Raw genomic sequence first — 18479 nt, 5'->3', positions numbered from 1 at the left:
TCGGGGACAATGGCGACGTGACCACGATGCCGAAGCCTGCCGCCGAAGTGACCGCTCACGCCGCGACGATCGACGTCGAGACGATCGCGCACGAACTGCGTCACCACGAGGTCGGCGACGTTCTCGTCGACGGGACGAACCGTGCCGCCTACTCGAGCGATGCAAGCCTCTACCGCGTGCTGCCGCGGGCGATCGTGCGCCCGCGCAACACCGACGACGTGCTGGAGACTCTCGCCGTCGCACGCATGCTCGGGGTGCCGATCACGCCCCGCGGCGCCGGTACGTCCTGTGCGGGCAACGCCGTGGGCCCGGGCATCGTGCTCGACTTCAGCAAGCACATGAACAAGGTGCTCGACGTCGATGTCGCAGCAGGCCGGGCCGTCGTCGAGGCGGGCGTCGTGCACCAGAGCCTGCAGAAGGCCGTCGTGCCGCACGGCGTGCGATTCGGGCCGGACCCGTCGTCGCACACCCGGTGCACGATCGGCGGCATGATCGGCAACAACGCGTGCGGCTCGCGCGCGCTGGCGTACGGCAAGACGAGCGACAACCTCCTCGGCATCGAGATGGCCACGGCCGCAGGGGAGTTGCTGCGCCTCGACCATGGTGCGCCGCGCGATCAGCTGACGTCGGCTCATCCCTACCTCGAGCGGCTCGACGCCCTCGTCGGCGGCAACCTCGCCACGATCCGTCAGGAGTTCGGTCGCTTCGACCGCCAGGTCTCCGGCTACGCCATGGAGACGCTCCTGCCCGAGCGCGGCTTCGACGTCACCCGCTTCATGGCGGGCACCGAGGGCACCCTCGGCGTGCTCACGGAGGCGACGGTGCGTCTTGTCACCGACCCGACGCACCGCGTCCTCGTCGCCCTCGGCTACGAGGACATGGCGAGTGCCGGCGACGCGGCACCGCTCGTGCGCGCCTTCGACCCCATCGCGTGTGAGGGCATGGACCGTCGCTTGGTCGACGTGCTCATCGCTCGCCGCGGCGCGCAAGCCGTGCCCCCGCTGCCGAAGGGCTCGGGGTGGCTGCTCGTCGAGATCGCGGGTGACGACCACGCCGAGGTCATGGCGCGCGCTGAGGCCTGCCTCGTCGGCTGCAATGCTCTCGACGGACGCGTCGTCACCGATGTCGCCGAGTCGACGGCCCTGTGGAAGGTGCGCGAGGACGGCGCCGGCCTGGCCGGGCGCTCGCCCAAGGATCTGCCCGCGTGGCCGGGTTGGGAGGACGCCGCCGTCCCGCCGGAGAAGCTGGGCGCGTACCTGCGTGACTTCGACGAACTCATGGCCGGCTACAACCTCTCCGGCCTGCCCTACGGTCACTTCGGCGACGGGTGCCTGCACATCCGCATCGACTTCCCCCTCGGCGCCCCCGGCGGCACCGACGTGCTGCACGAGTTCCTCGGTGAGTCGGCGGAACTCGTAGCTCGCTACGGCGGTTCGATGTCCGGCGAGCACGGCGACGGGCGGGCCCGCAGCGAGTACCTCGCCTCGATGTACTCGCCGGAGGCACTCGGGCTGTTCGCCGGCGTCAAGGAGATCTTCGACCCGGCGAACCTGCTCAACCCCGGTGTTCTCGTCGACCCCAACCCTGCTGCGGCCGACGTCCGGATGGCACACGTCGCGCCCCTGACGAGGAACCTGGCTCTTGCCTACGCCCACGACGGCGGCGACTTCGCGAAGGCCGTCCACCGGTGCACCGGTGTCGGAAAGTGTCGCGCCAGCACGCTCGGCACCACGAACGTCATGTGCCCGAGCTACGCCGCCACCGGTGACGAGAAGGACTCGACGCGCGGCCGCGCCCGCCTCCTGCAGGAGATGGTGAACGGCGGCCTCGACGGCGGTTTCGTGCGCGACGGCTGGAAGTCGAAGGAGGTGCACGACGCTCTCGACCTGTGTCTATCGTGCAAGGGGTGCACCTCTGATTGTCCGACCGGTATCGACATGCCGGCGTTCAAGTCCGAGGTGTTGCACCAGACGTACAAGGGGCGCGTGCGGCCGCGCTCGCACTATGCGCTCGGTCAGCTGCCGCGGTGGGTTCGCCTGGGCCGTCGCGCGACGGGGCTGTTCAACCTCGCGCTGGCCACGACGCAGAAGGTGCCGGTGCTCAAGAAGGTGGCCGGCGTCGACCCGCGCCGCAGCGTTCCCGCGATGGCGCGTGAGTCGTTCCGCGACTGGTGCCGCACGCACGATGTGAGCTTCTTCGAGGATGCCGACCGCGCGGGCTCGGTGAGCGAGAACGCCGTCGTCATCATGGTCGACACCTTCACCGATCACTTCTCGCCCGAGGTCGGCCAGGCCGCCGTGCGCGTGTTGCGACGGGCGGGATGGGAGCCCTACATCGTCGAGCGCGCGGGATGTTGCGGCCTGACGTGGATCTCCACCGGCCAGCTCGACGGGGCCAAGAAGCAACTTCGCGGACTCGTGGGCGATCTCGCGCCGGTCGCGCGCCGCCACGTGCCCGTCATCGGACTCGAGCCTTCGTGCACAGCCGTGCTGCGGGGCGACTCCGCCGAACTGTTGCACGGAGACGAGGACGCTGCCCTCGTCGCGCGCTCGACCTCGACGCTCGCGGAGTTCCTCGCGGGGGACGACGCGTGGACCGCGCCCGACCTGAGCGGCACCGATGTCGTCGCCCAGCCGCACTGCCACCACCACGGCGTCATGGGCTGGTCGCCCGACGCGAAGCTGCTCAAGGACGCCGGCGCGAACCTCCAGCAGCTCGGCGGGTGCTGCGGGCTCGCCGGCAACTTCGGCGTCGAACAGGGGCACTACGAGGTCTCCGTCAAGGTCGCCGAACAGCAGTTGCTCCCGGCCATGGATGCCCGTCCCGACGCCGATGTGCTCGCCGATGGGTTCTCGTGCCGAACACAGATCGCGGACCTCACGGAGCGTCGGGGCATGCACCTGGCGCAGCTGCTCGATCGCGCCCAGAGCGAGCAGTAGGGCAGTTCGGCGCGTTCGCGCCGCGTGCCCCTGCCACGCGTCTACGGTGAATCCACGAGCGAAGGGGCAACCGATGACGCATTGCAGGGCCACCGATTCGAGGGTGCCTGCGCTCCGCAGTGAGCCGGGGCGGTCGTCGTGAGGCGCGGTACGTCGATCCCCGCGGTGCTGCTCGCGGCCGTCGTCAGCTTCTTCATGGCTTGGTTCGGGTTCGTCGCGATCTTCGCCTCGAACAACGGGTTCGACGGCCCGTCGGCCCTCGGTTCGACGCTCACGGTCGTGACTTGCGTCGGCACGGGCGTCGTAGCGCTCGTGTGCGTGTTGCGACTGTGGACCTCGCGCGTGGGCGATCTCGGCCGTGCCTTCGCCACGATCCCGTTCGTCCTCGTCATCGTGGCGGCGATCTGGTTCCTCGTCAGTGCGTTCGGCGGCGAGCAGGGCCACGACTTCGGCCTGGCCGGCCCCGATGGCGCCTGGCTCGCACTCGTCCTCACCTGCTTCAACCTTGCCCTCGCGGGCGGTTTCGTGGCCGGCCTCGGGGCGATCGAGCGGCATGCCGACCGGCGGTCGCAGACCCTGCTGGCCCCGCACAGTGCCGTCGAGAGTGCCCCCCTGGCGCCGAGCTCCTCGGCGGTGCCTCACGCCGGCAACCCAGTGCTCCGCGGCGTCGGCCAGGTGCACGAACTGCCGACGTGGTTCGGGTGGAGCAGCGCCGTCGCGGCGGTTGTCATTGCGATCGCCCTGGCCCTCGTCAACCGCTACGTCGCGCTGTCCACCGTCAGTGGAAGCGGGAGCGCTGGAGCGTCAGGCCAGCGGGTTGTCATCGGCCTGATCGCCACTGCCCTCCTTCTCGTCTCGGCGATCGGGTGTGTGTTGGCGCTGCGGGGACATCCCCTCGGTTTCGGTACGCGCGCCGTTGCCTTCTTCGCCTACGGCCTCGCAGCGTTCGGCCTCAACATGGGGCTGCTCTCCGAGATCGTCGCCTTCGTCGCGCTTCCCACCGCGGGCGTGGGGACGGCGGATCCGGCGACTACGCGGCGCTGCTTCCGGCGCTGCTGTCGCTCGTCCTGCCGCGGTTCGTGCGAGGTGGTGCTCGCACCGACGTCACGCAGCTTCACGCCGGCTGACTCGCGACGGGCACAGCCATCGCCACAGTGGCGCAGATCGGTTGCAACCGAACGGAGCGTCCCTGCGTCCTAGGGGTTGAAGGCGGTCGGCGAACGCCGAGCGAACAACTGCAGGGGGTTGGTCATGGCCATGTGGGAAGCCACACAGGAGCACGAGACGTCGTTCACCGAGGAATTCGGGCGTGACCTGCTCGTCCTCGCCGTTGGAATGGGCGTCGCTGCGACACTCGGCGCCGTTGCCGTCTGGGTCGTCGAGCCCGTCGGCCTGCTCACCGGGTGGAACCGCAGCGCCGCACTGTGGAGCCTCGTGCCCGCGCTGGCCTTACTCGTCGCGCACTGGCAGGTGGCCAAGGCCTGGACGGGCGGTGCGCGGGTTGCCGGGTTCGATTCGCGCGCCACGATTCTCGCGGCGCTCATGTTGGCGCCCGCCGTTCTCCTCCTGAGCGGAGCCCTCGTCGCGGCTCTCGTCGGTCTCGTGGGTGGGCCGAGGCACACCAACCTCGTGGCCGACGACCTCACGACGGGCGCGCACCTCTTGCGCGCCGGGGTGGGCGTGGTGATCGGCGTCGGGGTCGCCCTCGCCGCACGTCGCCTCACGCACCGTCGCTGAGGGAACCTCCGACCTCCGCGGTCACTCGGCCAGGCTCGGTCAGAGCGTTCGGCGCTCGCAGACGAAGCGCACGCGGGTGCCGGGCCGAGCCTGAGCGAGATGGTCGACGTCCTCGTCGCGGATCACGGCGATGACGGGGTAGCCGCCCGTCGTGGGGTGATCGGCGAGAAACATGATCGGCTGACCGTTCGCGGGTACCTGGATCGCTCCGCGCACGAGTCCTTCGCTCGCCAACTCGCCAACGCGCGACCGCTCCAGAGCTGACCCCAGCAACCTGACGCCGACTCGATCACCCTCGGCGCTCACCTCCCACGCCTTCGCCGTGAACGCGGCGCGAGCTTCGTCGGTGAACCAGTCGTCACGTGGCCCCCACACCGCGCGGAGCAACAGGTCACCGGAGCGCACGAACGCGGTGCCGGCATCGACGCCCGGTACGTCGCCTGCGGTGTCGTCGCCGAACGGCAGTTCGTCGCCGGCCGTCACCGGGGCGGGCCCCAGGCCTGTCGTCGGGTCGCTCGAACGCGATCCGAGCACCGGCGCCACCGCAAAGCCACCGCGAACGGCGAGGTAGGTACGCAGGCCGTGCGTCGGCGCACCGACGGCGATGTCGTCACCCGCCCGCACGTGCACGGCCTCGCCGAAGGCGACAGGACGCCCGGCCACGTTCACTGCCGCGGGCGCTCCGGTGAGCGCGATGACGGCATCGGTCGTCACGCTCGCGCGCAGACCCCCGAGAAGCACCTCGACAGTGGCCGCATCCTCTGCATTGCCGACGAGGGCGTTCGCCAGTCGGTGGCTCGCTCGATCGGCCGCGCCGGAGGGACACACCCCGAGGTGGCCATACCCGGGGCGTCCGAGATCCTCGACGAGGGCCAGCGGCCCGAGCGCCTTCACGACGAGGCTCATCGGTCCTCCTCGACAAACCGCACCCGCGTGCCTGGTACGAGCAGGGCCGGCGGCGTGCGATCCGCGTTCCACAGGTCGACGTCGCTCGTTCCGATGAGCTGCCAGCCACCGGGGGAGGAGCGGGGGTAGAGGCCGGTGAAGTCGCCGGCGAGCGCAACCGAACCGGCAGGAATCCGGGTTCGAGGTGACTCGCGGCGGGGAACGGTGAGACCGCCGTCAGAGCCGATGAGGTAACCGAACCCCGGCATGAACCCTGCGAATTCGACCGTCCAGAGCTGGCCGGTGTGGCGCGACACGACCTCGTCGGCGTCGATGCCCAGGTGCTCTGCCACCCAGTCGAGATCCTCGCCGTCGTAGCGCACCCTGAGCTCGACGACGTCGCTCGTCGCTTCGTTGCCATGAGCTTCTTCGGTCAGGTCGAGCGCCCGCACAGCCGCTGCCACTCCGGCCACGGCGTCCGGATCGGTGCAGCGCACGAGCACGGTCGTCGCTGCCGCAACCTGCTCGACGACGCCGTCGATCGACGTGCGGCGCAGAGCCGCGTCGACCCTGCGACGTTCTTGGGCATCGGTGAGGTCGATGAGGAAGGCACGCTCCCCGACCGGGCGCAGCTCGAACGTCACACGAACGCCGCGATCGCCGCGCCGGCTCCGGTGAGCGACTCCTTGACGCGTACCGCCATGTCCACGGCACCGGGCGAATCGCCGTGGACGCAGATGGACTCGGCGTCGACGCGCACCCGCGAACCGTCGATGGCTTCGACCTCGCCGGTCGTAACGAGCGAGAGCGTGCGCTCGGCGACGAGGGCGGGGTCGTGGAGGACGGCGCCGGGTTCGCGCCGCGGGACGAGGGTTCCTTCGGCGGTGTAGGCGCGGTCGGCGAAGGCCTCACGCACGGCGCGGATACCGCGGGACTCGGCGAGGTCGAGCACGACGCCACCGGGCAACCCCAGGATCGCGAGCGGCTGCCGCGCGGCCGCGTTGAACCGCTCGACGGCTCGGACGACGGCCTCGGCCTGCGCTTCGTGGTGGACGATGGCGTTGTAGAGCGCCCCGTGGGGTTTCACGTAACCGACGCTCGTGCCGTGCGCGCGGGCGACGCCGTCGATGGCGGCGAGCTGGTAGAGCACCTCGGCCTCGAGGCGGGCGGGTTCGACGTCGACGAAGGTGCGCCCGAAGCCGGCGAGGTCGCGGTAGGCGACGTGCGCGCCGATCGTGACGCCCCGCTCGGCTGCTGCGGCACACGTGCGGGCGAGGACGAGGGGGTCGCCGGCGTGAAAGCCGCAGGCGACGTTCGCCGAGGAGACGACATCGAGGAGGGCTGCGTCGTCGCCCATTGTCCAGGCCCCGAAGGATTCGCCCATGTCGGCGTTGAGGTCGATGGTGCGCGCGTCGGCAGACATGCAGGCAGAATCGTCGACTCGCACGGGCGCGTCAAGCGGTTCGCGGGCTCGCCTGTTCGGGCGCGCGAAGGTAGACGTAGGTGTGGTGCACCGTGAACCCAAGGCTCTTGTAGAGCGCAACGGCAGGCGTGTTTTCGGCACCGACCTGAAGGTAGAGCGAGCGCGCACCGCGGCGAGCCGCTTCGTCGGCACACCGCCCGACGAGGGCTCGCGCGAGACCGCGTCGGCGCCGCTCGGGCGTGACGGCAACCTCGAACAACCCGCCCCAACCCTGAGCGAGGGCCATGCGCCCGTGCGCCACCGTCACGCCTTCCTCGCGCACTGTGACGAAGGCCTGATTCTGCGAGCCGGTGAGGATCCGTCGTGCCACGGCGTCGTGCGAGCGGGCGCGCTCGTCGGCGAGTTGCCACCACTCGTGCGTGATGTCCGCGTCGACCTCGACGTGCAGTGACCTCGCCGAAGGCTCGGTGCCTCGGTCGCTCACCTCGGCGCTCGCCGCCGTCATGACGAGCGTCGGGGAGGTCACCTGCCACCCCAGGGCCGTGACCTCACGGACGAAGTCGTCGTCCTGCGGTCCGGAGCCCGGTGCGAGCGGTACCTGGAGCAGGGGCGGCAAGCCTCGTTCGCGGTACCAGGTGATGATGTCGTCGAGCGCCGTCACGGTTTCCCGCTCGGTGGGCCCGAGAACGAGGCACGAGTTGGCCCGCCGCGTGTAGCCCTCGCCGGCTCGCAGCAGCCAGCGCCCACGGCGTTCGACCTCGAGCGGGCGCCAGCCGTCCACCATGAGTTCCTCGAGGTCGCTCACCGTGACGGCCCGGTGCGGGCGGCCTCGCCGCCCGGGCGACGGCGGAATCTCCTTGGCGGCCACGACATCCGACACCGCGATCTCGACGTGCGGCCCGCGCCGCGGTTCGACGACGAGCGTCGAAACATCGCGACGCACGAGGGTGCCGACGACGTCGGTGAGGGTGTGCCCGGCGCCCGGCGTCCCGGCGGCGGAGCCCCTCTCGGCGTCGCTCAACCGGCGGCGCACCATGACGCGGGTGCTCTCCCGCAGCGCGGACGTGGGGTCGGGCCGATTTCCAGGGGAGTTGCTCACATCGGCATACTAGGAGTGGGACTCGGAACGTTGGTAACGTAATGTTCTGAAATGCATAACGTTCGCTTTTGCTTCCGCAGTCGAAAGCGCAACGCACGACGATCAGCGAGGAGCTATTCGTGACCTACGTCATCGCCCAGCCCTGTGTCGATGTCAAGGACAAGGCCTGCATCGAAGAGTGCCCGGTGGACTGCATCTACGAAGGTGAGCGTTCGCTCTACATCCACCCTGACGAGTGCGTCGACTGTGGTGCCTGCGAGCCGGTCTGCCCCGTCGAGGCCATCTACTACGAGGACGACACCCCCGAGGAGTGGGCCGACTACTACAAGGCGAACGTCGAGTTCTTCGACGACCTCGGCTCGCCCGGCGGCGCCGCCAAGATGGGCGTCATCAAGAAGGACCACCCGATCATCGCGGAGCTGCCTCCGCAGAACGAGGAGTGAGGCGAAGCCTCTTCGTCGTGACCGACGTGCTGCCCGTCGTCCCGTGTGGGGCGGCGGGCTTCGCGTATTCCCGAGAGCGTGGTCACCCGGATGCGTGGACAGTGCGAATCCCGCGTCGCACCCGGTGAGAGGATGGACGCATGGCGCTCGATCTCCCCGATTTCCCCTGGGATTCCTTGGCTGCGGCCAAGGCGAAGGCCCAGGAGCACCCCGACGGCATCGTCGACCTCAGCGTCGGCACGCCCGTGGACCCCACGCCCCGCGTCCTCCAGGAGGCGTTGGCGGAGGCTGCCGACGCGCACGGCTACCCCCAGGTCTGGGGCACGCCGCCCCTGCGCGAGGCCATCGCGGGCTGGTATGCGCGCCGGCGCAACGCAACCGGCGTCAACCCGGACGGCGTCCTGCCCACGATCGGTTCGAAGGAGCTCGTCGCATGGCTGCCGACGTTGCTCGGTCTGGGCCCCGGCGACGTCGTCGCCTTCCCCGAGGTGGCCTACCCGACGTACGACGTCGGTGCGCGCCTCGCCGGCGCAACGCCGCGCCCGATGCGCAACCTTACCGAGTTCGGCCCCGAGGTGCCGAAGCTGCTGTGGCTCAACAGCCCCGGCAACCCGACCGGGCAGGTGCTGCCCGTCGAACACCTCGCCAAGGTCGTCTCGTGGGCGCGTGAGCGGGGCGTCATCGTCGCCAGCGACGAGTGCTACGCCGAGCTCGACTGGCGCGAAGGTGCCGGCAGCCCCGGCAACCTCACAGCGCCGAGCATCCTCGACGACCGCGTGTGCGGTGGTGACCACACGGGCCTGCTCTCGGTCTACTCCCTGAGCAAGCAGTCGAACCTCGCCGGTTACCGGGCGAGCTTCGTCGCCGGGGACCCGGCGATCGTCGGACGCCTCGTCGAGGTGCGCAAGCACGCGGGCATGATCGTGCCCCGTCCGGTGCAGCGGGTTCTCGAGGTGGCCGTCGGGGACGACGAGCACGTGGCCGCGCAGAAGAAGGTTTACGCCGCGCGTCGCGAGATGCTGCGTCCCGCGCTCGAGAAGGCGGGCTGGCGCATCGATCACTCCGACGCCGGGCTGTACCTCTGGGCCACCCAGGGCCGCCCGTGTCGCGAGTCGGTCGCCGACCTCGCCAAACTCGGCATTCTCGTCGCGCCCGGCGACTTCTACGGCCGCGCCGGGGAGGCGCACGTGCGCATCGCGCTCACCGCGACCGACGAGCGCATCCAGGCGGCTGTGACGCGCCTCACAACACTTTGACAGTCCGTCAACGATTTCCGACTACGTACGAGTAGCGGATTAAAAGCAGGGGAAATTCTCGGGTAACGTCGTGCTCGCTACTCCGGTACAACCCTGCCGGTCCGCAAGGAGGAACAACCGAATGACTTCACAGGGCAACGCCACGTTCTCGGCCGACGGCAAGGAACTCGAGTTCCCGCTCGTGCCCGCGGTCGAGGGCTGCAGTGGTTACGACATCTCGTCCCTCATGAAGGAGACCGGCAACGTCACGCTCGACGTCGGCTTCGTCAACACGGCGGCGTGCAAGTCCGCCATCACCTACATCGACGGTGACGAGGGCATCCTGCGTTACCGCGGCTACCCGATCGACGAACTGGCCGAGCACGCCACCTTCCTCGAGGTCGCCGCTCTGCTGTTCGACGGTGAACTGCCGTCCCAGGAGCGCCTTTCCACCCTCAAGGAAGCCGTGCGCGAAGCGTCCGTCCTCCCCGAGGGTCTCGAGAAGATCTTCGACGCCTTCCCCGAGGGCGCGCACCCGATGCACATCCTCTCCTCGGTCGTCCCGGCGCTCGGCACCTACTACGCCGACTCGCTGTCGATCAAGGACGAGGCCGCTATCGAGAGGGCCTCGGCCGCTCTCCTCGGCGCCATCCCGACGCTCGCGGCCTACGCGTACCGCAAGTCGATCGGCGAGAGCTTCATCGCTCCCGACCCGTCGCTCGAGTACGTCGAGAACTTCATGCACATGATGTTCGGCAAGAAGGAGGACAAGGAGACGGTCGACGCACTGGCCATGCTCTTCGTCCTGCACGCCGACCACGAGCAGAACTGCTCCGCCTCGACGGTGCGCATGGTGGGCTCCTCGGAGGCCGACCTCTTCCAGTCGATCACCGCAGGCATCGGCGCCCTCTCGGGTCCGCTGCACGGCGGCGCCAACTCGGCCGTCCTCGAGATGCTCGAGACAATCCAGTCGACGGGCGACACGGCAGAGTCCTTCATGGACAAGGTCAAGAACAAGGTCGACGGCGTGAAGCTCATGGGCTTCGGTCACCGCGTCTACAAGAGCTACGACCCGCGTGCGGCCATCGTCAAGAAGACGACGCACACGATCCTCGAGAAGAACGGCAAGGACGAGCAGCTCGAACTCGCCATGGGCCTCGAGGAGACCGCGCTCAAGGACGACTACTTCGTCCAGCGCAAGCTCTACCCCAACGTCGACTTCTACACCGGCCTCATCTACAAGTCGATGGGCTTCCCGACGGACATGTTCACCGTCCTGTTCGCCATCGGCCGTATGCCCGGTTGGATCGCGCAGTGGCGTGAGCAGAACCAGGACCCGGCCAAGAAGATCGGCCGACCGCGTCAGGTCTACACCGGCGCCACCGAGCGCAGCTACCCGGCCTGATCGCCGAGTTGCCGAAGCGGCCCGCCACCCCTCGAGGGGTGGCGGGCCGCTTCGCATGGTCGTGGATGGCCTCAGAACAGGCCGATCCAGCCGAGGACGATGAGAAGAACGGGAGCGAGAACCGCCACGAGCAGGAGCCAGGCCACGATCAGGTTGCTGCGCCGCTCACCGTTGAGCCGAGAGGCGAACTGGAGGCCGGGGCCGTCTCGGTTTGGAGGCCGTGGGTACGAACCGGGTCCGGGCGCTCGGGAATCCTCGAGTCGTGTGAGGTCGTCATGGCGCGTCCTTCCGGTGCCGGGGTTGGTGGGCTCACTATGACACGCGGTGGGGCGCCCGGACACCCCTTGCGATGTCTGCAATTTCGCTGTGAACGACGCTCGGCCCTCCCCGCCGTGTGGCGGGGAGGGCCGAGCGGAACGAGCCGTGGCGTCAGTTGGCGTGCAGATCGGCGTTGAGCTCGATGCCCTTGCCCGCACGCGCACGGCACTCGACGGCGCCCGTGGCGGAGTTGCGGATGAACAGCATGTTGTTGCCGCCGGAGAGTTCGACGGCCTTCTTCACGCTGCCGTCGGGCATCGTCACCTTCGTGCCTGCGGTGATGTAGAGGCCCGCCTCGACGACGCAGTCGTCACCGAGCGCGATGCCGAGGCCGGCCTCCGCGCCGAGGAGGCAGCGCTCGCCGAGCGACACGCGCTGCGTGCCGCCGCCGGAGAGAGTGCCCATGATCGATGCTCCGCCGCCGATGTCGGACCCGTTGCCGACGACGACGCCCTGGCTGATGCGCCCCTCGACCATCGAGTGCCCGAGCGTGCCGGCGTTGAAGTTGACGAAGCCCTCGTGCATGACGGTGGTGCCCTCGGCCAGGTGCGCGCCCAGGCGGGCGCGGTCGGCGTCGGCGATGCGCACGCCGCTCGGGGTGACGTAGTCGGTCATGCGGGGGAACTTGTCGATGCCGTAGACCGAGACCTGCCCGCGCTGGCGCAGTCGGGCGCGCGTCATCTCGAAGCCCTCGACAGCGCAGGGGCCGAAGTTCGTCCAGACGACGTTGGCGAGTGCGCCGAAGAGGCCGTCGAGGTTGATCGTGTTCGGCGCGACGAGGCGGTGGCTGAGCAGGTGCAGGCGCAGGTAGGCGTCCGAGGCGTCGCGCGGGGAGGCGTCGAGGTCGACGACGGTGCGCATGACACGCAGGGTCACGCCGCGGTCGGCGTCCTTGCCCTCGAGGACGAGGAGCTCCGCCGGGGCGCCGGCGTCCTCGTCGGGTTCGCCCACCGCTGGGGCGGGGTACCACGTGTCGAGGGTGGTGTCGTCATCGGTCACGGTGGCGAGGCCGAAGCCCCAGGCGGTACGTGCGTCAGTCATGCGCCCGAGCCTAGCGACCGGCCCCCGCTGCGGGCAGGTCGTTTCGTGAACCGAGCACTTAGGGTGGGCGCATGGCTTCTCTCGATCTCACGCAGGACGTCGTCACGCTCACCGAATCGCTGTGCAACATCGAGTCGGTCTCGTTGAACGAAGCGGCACTCGCCGACGCCATCGAGGCGGAGCTCGCGAAGCTCGATCACCTCGAGGTCGTGCGGGACGGCAACTCGCTCGTGGCACGCACGAACCTGGGCCGTGACGAGCGCATCGTTCTGGCCGGGCACATCGACACCGTGCCGCTCACGAGCGAGCCGGCGAACCTGCCCGTCAAGCGCGTGAACGGCAAGCTGTGGGGTCGGGGCACGACCGACATGAAGGGCGGGGTCGCCGTCCAGCTCAAGCTCGCGCACGATCTCGTCGCACCGAACCGCGACGTCACCTTCGTGTTCTACGAGGGCGAGGAGATCGAGGACCAGTACAACGGTCTCGGGCGCATCGCGCGCACCCGTCCCGACCTGCTCGAGGGCGCGGCCTTCGCCGTCCTGCTCGAACCGACGAATGGCGGCATCGAGGGCGGCTGCAAGGGCACGCTGCGCGTCCACGTGCGCACCAAGGGCCTCGCTGCGCACTCAGCGCGCCCGTGGAAGGGCGACAACGCCATCCACAGGGCGGCCGACATCCTGAACCGCCTGCGCGAGTACGAACCGCAGACGGTGAACGTCGACGGCCTCGACTACCACGAGGGCCTCAACGCGGTGAACATCTCCGGTGGCATCGCGGGCAACGTCATCCCGGACGCCTGCACCGTGACGGTCAACTACCGCTTCGCTCCGGACAAGAGCGCCGACGAGGCGCTCGCCTACGTCACCGCCTTCTTCGACGGCTTCGACCTCGAATGCGACGACCTCGCCGGGGGAGCGCGCCCCGGCCTCGACCGCCCGGCCGCGAAGGCCTTCGTGGAGGCGCTCGATCTGCCCGTCGTGGCCAAGGAGGGGTGGACCGACGTGGCCCGCTTCTCGGCCGTCGGCGTGCCCGCGGTCAACTTCGGCCCCGGCGACCCGAACGTCGCCCACATGGACGACGAATGGTGCTCCGCGGACCAGATCGTCGACGCCCTCGAGGCGCTCACCGGCTGGCTCGCCTGAGCTATCGGGTGCGGGAGGACGCTGTGAGCGAACCCGACGGACGGTCACCACTGGCGCGTCGTCTCCTGCCGCACGGTGAGGAACCCGACCCTCGCTTCACCCTGGCCAACGAGCGCACCTTCCTCGCGTGGATGCGCACCGCGCTCGCCTTCGTCGCGGGCGGCGTGGCTGTCGAGGCCTTCACGAACGACTTCATGCCCGAGGTGTGGCGACGCGTCGTTGCTGTGCTGGTCGTCCTCACCGGCCTCGTCATCTCCGTCATGGCGGGCGCTCGATGGCTGAGCGTCGAACGAAGCATGCGAACCGGGCGGCCCCTGCCGGTGCCGTTGCTCGTTCCGCTCCTGTGCGGCACGGGCGCTGTGGCGTCGATCGTGACCGTGCTCATGATCGCGACGCTGAACCGGTGACCGACCTGCACCCGGCGAGGCGTCGTCCCGGGTCCGCCGAGCGGCAGCACGCCGATCCGGGGCTGCAGCCCGAGCGCACCACCCTCGCCTGGGGACGAACGTGCCTCGCCCTGTTCGTGGCGGGGCTCTTCCAACTGCGCTTCGTCCCTGATTACGGCGTGGCCGCGCTCGTTCTGACGAGCTTCTGCGCGGCTGCGGCGCTCGTCCTGTCCGCGACGGCACGCCTGCGCTATCGCAACGCCACCCGGCGGCTGCTGGGCGAGCGGCGCGAGCCCGCGCTCACGAGCGTCATCGGGCTGAGCGTCGTCGTCGTCGTGCTCGGCCTCGGAGAGATCGTTCTCCTCCTGCGCGGCTGAGCGGACTCCGACTCGGCGCCTGCAAATTCGTGGTTTTGCGCGGCTCGTTCGGCGTGGCTAAACTTCCAACTGAATCGTTGGAATCGAATCCAGGAGACCACCTCATGTCCAAGCCCGTCCTCGCCGTCATCATCGGCAGCGTTCGCGCCGGCCGCATCGGAAACAAGATCGGCCTGTAGGTCGCCGAGCAGGCCCGAACGCACGGAACGTTCGACATCGACCTCATCGACCTGCGCGAGGTCGACCTGCCGCTCACGACCGAGGAGCCCATGCACCCGGGCGCTCAGCAGTACCAGCTCGACTCGACGAAGGCCTGGAGCGAGCGCATCAAGCGCGCCAACGCCGTCGTCCTTGTGACGCCGGAGTACAACCACGGCTACCCGGCAGCGCCCAAGAACGCCCTCGACCTCGTGTTCACCGAGTGGTTCTACAAGCCGGTCGGCTTCGCGTCCTACGGCGGCGTCTCCGGCGGTCTGCGCGCCGTCCAGCAGCTCAAACGTCGCACTGACCGAGCAGGTTCTTGGCCGCCTCGATGACGTTGCGTCGGCGGGTGTCGAGGTCGACGCCGTCCGGGTCGGCGCTCATCATGTGCGCGATCTGCGGAACGGACGACCACCAGCCGGCCAACGACAGCAGGAGGAACGCGAGGACGTCGGCGTCGACGTTCGTGGCGATCTCACCGTTCTCCTGCCCGGAACGCACCGCCGAGACGCGCGCGGCGTAGTACTCGCGCCGGCGCGACTCGTCGAGGATGGTTCCGTTGTAGGTCAACCCCTCCCACAGGACGAGACGGTTGAGGTGCGGATGCTCGCGGTGGTAGTCGAACAGGTCGCCGATGTAGGCGTCGATGTCGAGTCGCCCCGTGGCCGAGACGGGCACGGCCTCGGAGATCTTGCGCAGTTCCCCGTCGAGCACGACGCCGAACAGGGCCTGCTTGTTGCCGAAGTAATGGTAGATCCGCTCCTTGTTCACGTCGGAGCGCCGGGCGACGTTGTCGATCGCCGTACCGGCCGGACCTTTCTCGGAGAACTCGAGCAGGGCTGCTTCGAGGATGCGACTCTTCGTCTTCTCGGTGTCCCACGCCATGCTCGTGCCCTGTGCCTTCCCACCCCTGGGCGTCGCACGGTGGTGCGCCGCAACATTCTTCGCAGCAACGTAACAGTTGGACCCGCACTGCGGGTTGTGGCGAACGCGACGCGACGACGTCGCCCCACCCTGTGGCGGGGGCGCGGCACACCGTACGTCCTCGGTGAGGGGCAGGACGTGCCCGGCCCCATCGTTTCTGAGAAGCTGTCTTCCGTGAGCGCACCAGAGCGGCAGCAAGCCGACGTCGACCTGCTCGACGACAATCCCTACACGCGGGTGACGCGCGCCGATCGGGGACTCTTCGGCTGGCGCGAGCTCGTCGCCACGCGCTGGCGAGCCATGCGCATCCAGTCGGAGTTCATCCGCGGTTTCTCGGCGCTCGCCGAACTCGGCCCGGCCATCAGCGTCTTCGGTTCTGCGCGTGTGGCCACCGACGATCCCGCCTACCAGGTCGGAGTCGACGTGGGTCGCGCCCTCGTCGAGGAGGGCTTCGCCGTCGTCACGGGCGGCGGTCCGGGTGCGATGGAGGCGGCGAACAAGGGTGCCCGGGAGGCGGGCGGTGTCTCCGTCGGGCTCGGCATCGAGCTGCCGTTCGAGACCGGCCTCAACCCGTACGTCACGTCCGGCATGAACTTCCGCTACTTCTTCGTGCGCAAGACGGTATTCGTCAAGTACACGCAGGGCGCGGTCGTGCTGCCCGGCGGCGTGGGCACGCTCGACGAGATGTTCGAGGCGCTCACCCTCGTGCAGACACAGAAGGTCAACCACTACCCGATCGTGCTCGTCGGCGCCGACTTCTGGGAGCCTCTGCGCGACTGGATGCGCGAGACGCTCCTTTCGCGCAGCATGATCTCGGCTGCCGACGTCGAGCGTCTGCGCATCGTCGACACGGCCGACGAGGCGCTCGCCTTCATCCGTGAAGCGCACGCAGCTGCTCTGGAAGCCGACCCGGAGGACGTCGCAAAGGTTCGCGCCCAGCAGTCGAACGACCAGGAGGCCACCTCATGATGATCCTGCTCATCGTCGTGCTCGTACTCGTCATCGGTGGCGTGGTCGCCGTCGTCGTCGGACGCGTGGGGGCCGACACCATGAGTTCGCCCACGGCGACGTCGGCATTCGACCTGCCGAAGGGCAAGCTCGGCTCGGCGGGAGTCGATGCCGTGCGCCTCGATCAGTCGCTGCGCGGCTACAACATGGCGCAGGTCGACGCCGTGCTCGACCGGCTCTTCGACGAGATCCACGACCTGGAGGCCCGGCTGGAGCGGAGCGAGCACGACGAACCGCGCGGCGAGAGGGTGCCGGTGTCGCGTTTCGGCGCCGGACGCGTCGAGCCGGAGCGCGCTGACCGCGCCGCGGACGTCGTGCAGTTCCGTCGCCGCCGCGGCGAAGGCGACGATGCTGACGCATGAGCCCGACGGCATCGCGCGATGCGGTTGGGTGACGAGTGCGCCCGACTACCTGCGCTATCACGACAGCGAGTGGGGCCGACGGGTGCGCGGTGAGCGCGAGCTGTTCGAACGCCTCATGCTCGAGGCTTTCCAGTCCGGGCTGTCCTGGCTGACGATCCTTCGCAAGCGCGAGGCGTTCCGGGCGGCCTTTCGTGACTTCGACCCGGACACCGTCGCCGGCTTCGGTGACGCCGATGTCGCACGGCTCATGGGCGATGCCGCCATCGTCCGTAATCGGCGCAAGATCGATGCGACCCTGACGAACGCGCGTGCCGTCGTGCGGCTGCGTGACACGGTTGGCCTCGAACGGCTCATCGAGGAACACGCGCCCGTCGAACACTCGCGTCCCGGCACGCCGGACGAGGTCGTGGGGTTCTCGAGCGAGTCCACCGCCCTGTCGAAAGCGCTCAAGCGTCACGGCTTCGCGCACGTGGGCCCGACCACCTGCTATTCGCTCTTCCAGGCCTGCGGGTTCGTCAACGACCACGCGGTCGGCTGTGCTGCGGGCGACGAGATCGCGGGGGAGTGAACGACCTAGCCCTTCCGAGAGAGCCGGGGTGGTCAGGGCGTTCCTCGCCACCCCGGCTCGTCGCCGTTCGGCGAGGTTGCGTCAGCGGCCCTCGAAGGTCGGCTTCTCCTTGGCCAGGAACGAGGTCACGGCGCGGCTGTGGTCCTCGGTGGCACCCGTCGCCATCATGCGCGGCTCCTCGAAGTCGAGCGACTCGTCGAGGGAGTGGGTCGAGGCGAACATGAGCGCTTCGCGCATCGCGGCGTAGGCCGCCGTCGGGCCTGCCGCGAGACGGGCGACGAGAGCATCAACCGTCGCGTCCAACTGGTCGTCGGCCACCACCGTGTTGACGAGGCCCAGCTCAAGGGCGCGATCGGCCTTGATGGGTGTTGCGTCGAAGAGGAGCTCACGGGCGTGCGCAGGGCCGACGAGGCGTTGCAGGGACCAGCTCGCACCCGTGTCACAGCTCAACCCGATGCCGGCGAAGGCCGTGGTGAAAGTGGCTGATTCCACGGCGACGCGGAAGTCGGCCAGCATGGCGATCGATAGGCCGGCCCCAGCGGTGACGCCGTTGAGCCGGGCGACGACCGGCTTCGGCATCCGTGCGATCTCCCGCGCGATCGGGTTGTAGTGCTCGGCAACGGTCGACAGGGTGCTCCCGCTGCCCCCACTGGCGAGTTGTTCGGCGTGTTCGCGTAGATCCTGTCCGACGCAGAAGCCGCGCCCCTCGCCGGTGAGGACGACGACGCGCGCCGACTCGTCGGAGGCGGCTCGACGCAGCGCGTCGAGCAGTTCGACGCGCGCCTCCGTGGTGAGCGAATTCAGTGCCTTGGGGCGGTTCAGGGTGATGGTTGCGACCGAATTCGAGACGTCGTAGAGGACGGGAGCTTCAGAAGTCATGCCCCCAATTCAATCGCATCCACCCCGACGAATGGTGACGCGCGCCACTCCGCGATTTCGTCTGGCCGAAAAAGCGCGTCATACTAGTAGCAACAAGCCCCGTCGCG

At 69.2% G+C, this 18479-nt stretch carries 19 protein-coding genes and 1 pseudogene; 13 read left to right on the top strand and 7 right to left on the bottom strand.

The features are described from left to right. The first annotated feature begins 26 nt into the window (after positions 1-26). The 3 genes from AA983_RS00600 (at position 27) to AA983_RS00590 (ending at position 4676) form a co-directional block, all read left to right on the top strand. A complete protein-coding gene (locus tag AA983_RS00600; protein ID WP_047311052.1) occupies positions 27-2939 on the top strand; it encodes an FAD-binding and (Fe-S)-binding domain-containing protein in 2913 nt (970 codons plus the stop codon). A gap of 138 nt (positions 2940-3077) precedes the next feature. Further along, on the top strand, positions 3078-4139 hold the full coding sequence (locus AA983_RS00595; RefSeq protein ID WP_156170115.1) for a hypothetical protein: 1062 nt from the start codon (positions 3078-3080) through the stop codon (positions 4137-4139). A gap of 51 nt (positions 4140-4190) precedes the next feature. Further along, positions 4191-4676, top strand: coding sequence for a hypothetical protein (locus AA983_RS00590; protein ID WP_047310321.1), 486 nt, complete (start codon positions 4191-4193; stop codon positions 4674-4676). Positions 4677-4715: 39 nt separating this feature from the next. On the opposite strand, the gene AA983_RS00585 is transcribed toward AA983_RS00590, so the two are convergent. Genes AA983_RS00585 through AA983_RS00570 form a run of 4 tightly spaced genes read right to left on the bottom strand, consistent with a single transcriptional unit; the run spans position 4716 to position 8083 of the window. Further along, complete coding sequence (locus AA983_RS00585; protein WP_047310320.1) at positions 4716-5582, bottom strand: biotin-dependent carboxyltransferase family protein; 867 nt, start codon at positions 5580-5582, stop codon at positions 4716-4718. Beyond that, entirely contained in the window at positions 5579-6205 is a 627-nt protein-coding gene (locus AA983_RS00580) for an allophanate hydrolase subunit 1 (RefSeq protein ID WP_197078913.1), read from the bottom strand. The genes AA983_RS00585 and AA983_RS00580 overlap by 4 nt, the downstream gene beginning before the upstream one ends. Then, on the bottom strand, positions 6202-6984 hold the full coding sequence (locus AA983_RS00575; RefSeq protein ID WP_047310319.1) for a LamB/YcsF family protein: 783 nt from the start codon (positions 6982-6984) through the stop codon (positions 6202-6204). The genes AA983_RS00580 and AA983_RS00575 overlap by 4 nt, the downstream gene beginning before the upstream one ends. Before the next feature lie 31 nt (positions 6985-7015). After that, positions 7016-8083, bottom strand: a complete 1068-nt coding sequence (locus tag AA983_RS00570) for a GNAT family N-acetyltransferase (RefSeq protein ID WP_156170114.1) — start codon at positions 8081-8083, stop codon at positions 7016-7018. Positions 8084-8202: 119 nt separating this feature from the next. Between AA983_RS00570 and fdxA the strand changes: the two genes are divergently transcribed. The 3 genes from fdxA to AA983_RS00555 all read left to right on the top strand — a co-directional run bounded on the left by fdxA (position 8203) and on the right by AA983_RS00555 (position 11166). Continuing rightward, on the top strand, positions 8203-8526 hold the full coding sequence (fdxA, locus tag AA983_RS00565; protein WP_047310317.1) for a ferredoxin: 324 nt from the start codon (positions 8203-8205) through the stop codon (positions 8524-8526). Positions 8527-8666: 140 nt separating this feature from the next. Further along, the gene (gene dapC, locus AA983_RS00560; protein WP_047310316.1) at positions 8667-9782 is read left to right on the top strand and encodes a succinyldiaminopimelate transaminase; all 1116 of its coding nucleotides are present in this window, start codon (positions 8667-8669) and stop codon (positions 9780-9782) included. A 121-nt stretch (positions 9783-9903) separates the two neighbouring features. Then, a complete protein-coding gene (locus AA983_RS00555) occupies positions 9904-11166 on the top strand; it encodes a citrate synthase (protein ID WP_047310315.1) in 1263 nt (420 codons plus the stop codon). Positions 11167-11595: 429 nt separating this feature from the next. Here AA983_RS00555 and dapD read toward each other — a convergent pair whose 3' ends face one another. Further along, entirely contained in the window at positions 11596-12525 is a 930-nt protein-coding gene (dapD, locus tag AA983_RS00550; protein ID WP_047310314.1) for a 2,3,4,5-tetrahydropyridine-2,6-dicarboxylate N-succinyltransferase, read from the bottom strand. Positions 12526-12596: 71 nt separating this feature from the next. Between dapD and dapE the strand changes: the two genes are divergently transcribed. The 4 genes and pseudogenes from dapE to AA983_RS14525 all read left to right on the top strand — a co-directional run. After that, positions 12597-13667 (top strand): succinyl-diaminopimelate desuccinylase, encoded by a 1071-nt coding sequence (dapE, locus tag AA983_RS00545; protein ID WP_047310313.1) that lies wholly within the window; start codon positions 12597-12599, stop codon positions 13665-13667. A gap of 23 nt (positions 13668-13690) precedes the next feature. Continuing rightward, positions 13691-14074, top strand: a complete 384-nt coding sequence (locus tag AA983_RS00540; RefSeq protein WP_082128600.1) for a YidH family protein — start codon at positions 13691-13693, stop codon at positions 14072-14074. Next, positions 14071-14430, top strand: coding sequence for a DUF202 domain-containing protein (locus AA983_RS00535; protein WP_047310311.1), 360 nt, complete (start codon positions 14071-14073; stop codon positions 14428-14430). Before AA983_RS00540 ends, AA983_RS00535 begins: the two co-directional genes overlap by 4 nt. Positions 14431-14624: 194 nt before the next feature. Next, positions 14625-14966: pseudogene (locus AA983_RS14525) on the top strand (NADPH-dependent FMN reductase); the annotation flags it as partial. Here the strand turns inward: AA983_RS14525 and AA983_RS00525 are convergent. Next, positions 14923-15516 (bottom strand): TetR family transcriptional regulator, encoded by a 594-nt coding sequence (locus AA983_RS00525; protein ID WP_047310310.1) that lies wholly within the window; start codon positions 15514-15516, stop codon positions 14923-14925. The pseudogene AA983_RS14525 and the gene AA983_RS00525 sit on opposite strands and share 44 nt — an antisense overlap. Positions 15517-15729: 213 nt before the next feature. Here AA983_RS00525 and AA983_RS00520 point away from each other — a divergent pair, with 213 nt between their 5' ends. Genes AA983_RS00520 through AA983_RS00510 form a run of 3 tightly spaced genes read left to right on the top strand, consistent with a single transcriptional unit; the run spans position 15730 to position 17493 of the window. Next, a complete protein-coding gene (locus AA983_RS00520; protein WP_231579491.1) occupies positions 15730-16524 on the top strand; it encodes a TIGR00730 family Rossman fold protein in 795 nt (264 codons plus the stop codon). Next, a complete protein-coding gene (locus tag AA983_RS14520) occupies positions 16521-16925 on the top strand; it encodes a DivIVA domain-containing protein (protein ID WP_082128597.1) in 405 nt (134 codons plus the stop codon). The genes AA983_RS00520 and AA983_RS14520 overlap by 4 nt, the downstream gene beginning before the upstream one ends. Then, the gene (locus tag AA983_RS00510) at positions 16912-17493 is read left to right on the top strand and encodes a DNA-3-methyladenine glycosylase I (protein ID WP_047310309.1); all 582 of its coding nucleotides are present in this window, start codon (positions 16912-16914) and stop codon (positions 17491-17493) included. Before AA983_RS14520 ends, AA983_RS00510 begins: the two co-directional genes overlap by 14 nt. 81 nt (positions 17494-17574) lie before the next feature. On the opposite strand, the gene AA983_RS00505 is transcribed toward AA983_RS00510, so the two are convergent. Beyond that, the gene (locus AA983_RS00505; RefSeq protein ID WP_047310308.1) at positions 17575-18372 is read right to left on the bottom strand and encodes an enoyl-CoA hydratase/isomerase family protein; all 798 of its coding nucleotides are present in this window, start codon (positions 18370-18372) and stop codon (positions 17575-17577) included. Positions 18373-18479 lie beyond the last annotated feature (107 nt).

The organism is Dermacoccus sp. PE3 (genome assembly GCF_001021715.1).
In the GTDB taxonomy this organism is placed as follows: Bacteria; Actinomycetota; Actinomycetes; order Actinomycetales; family Dermatophilaceae; genus Dermacoccus; species Dermacoccus abyssi.
The sequence above is the reverse complement of the archived record's forward strand: the minus strand, read 5'-3'. Positions and strand labels throughout refer to the sequence as shown.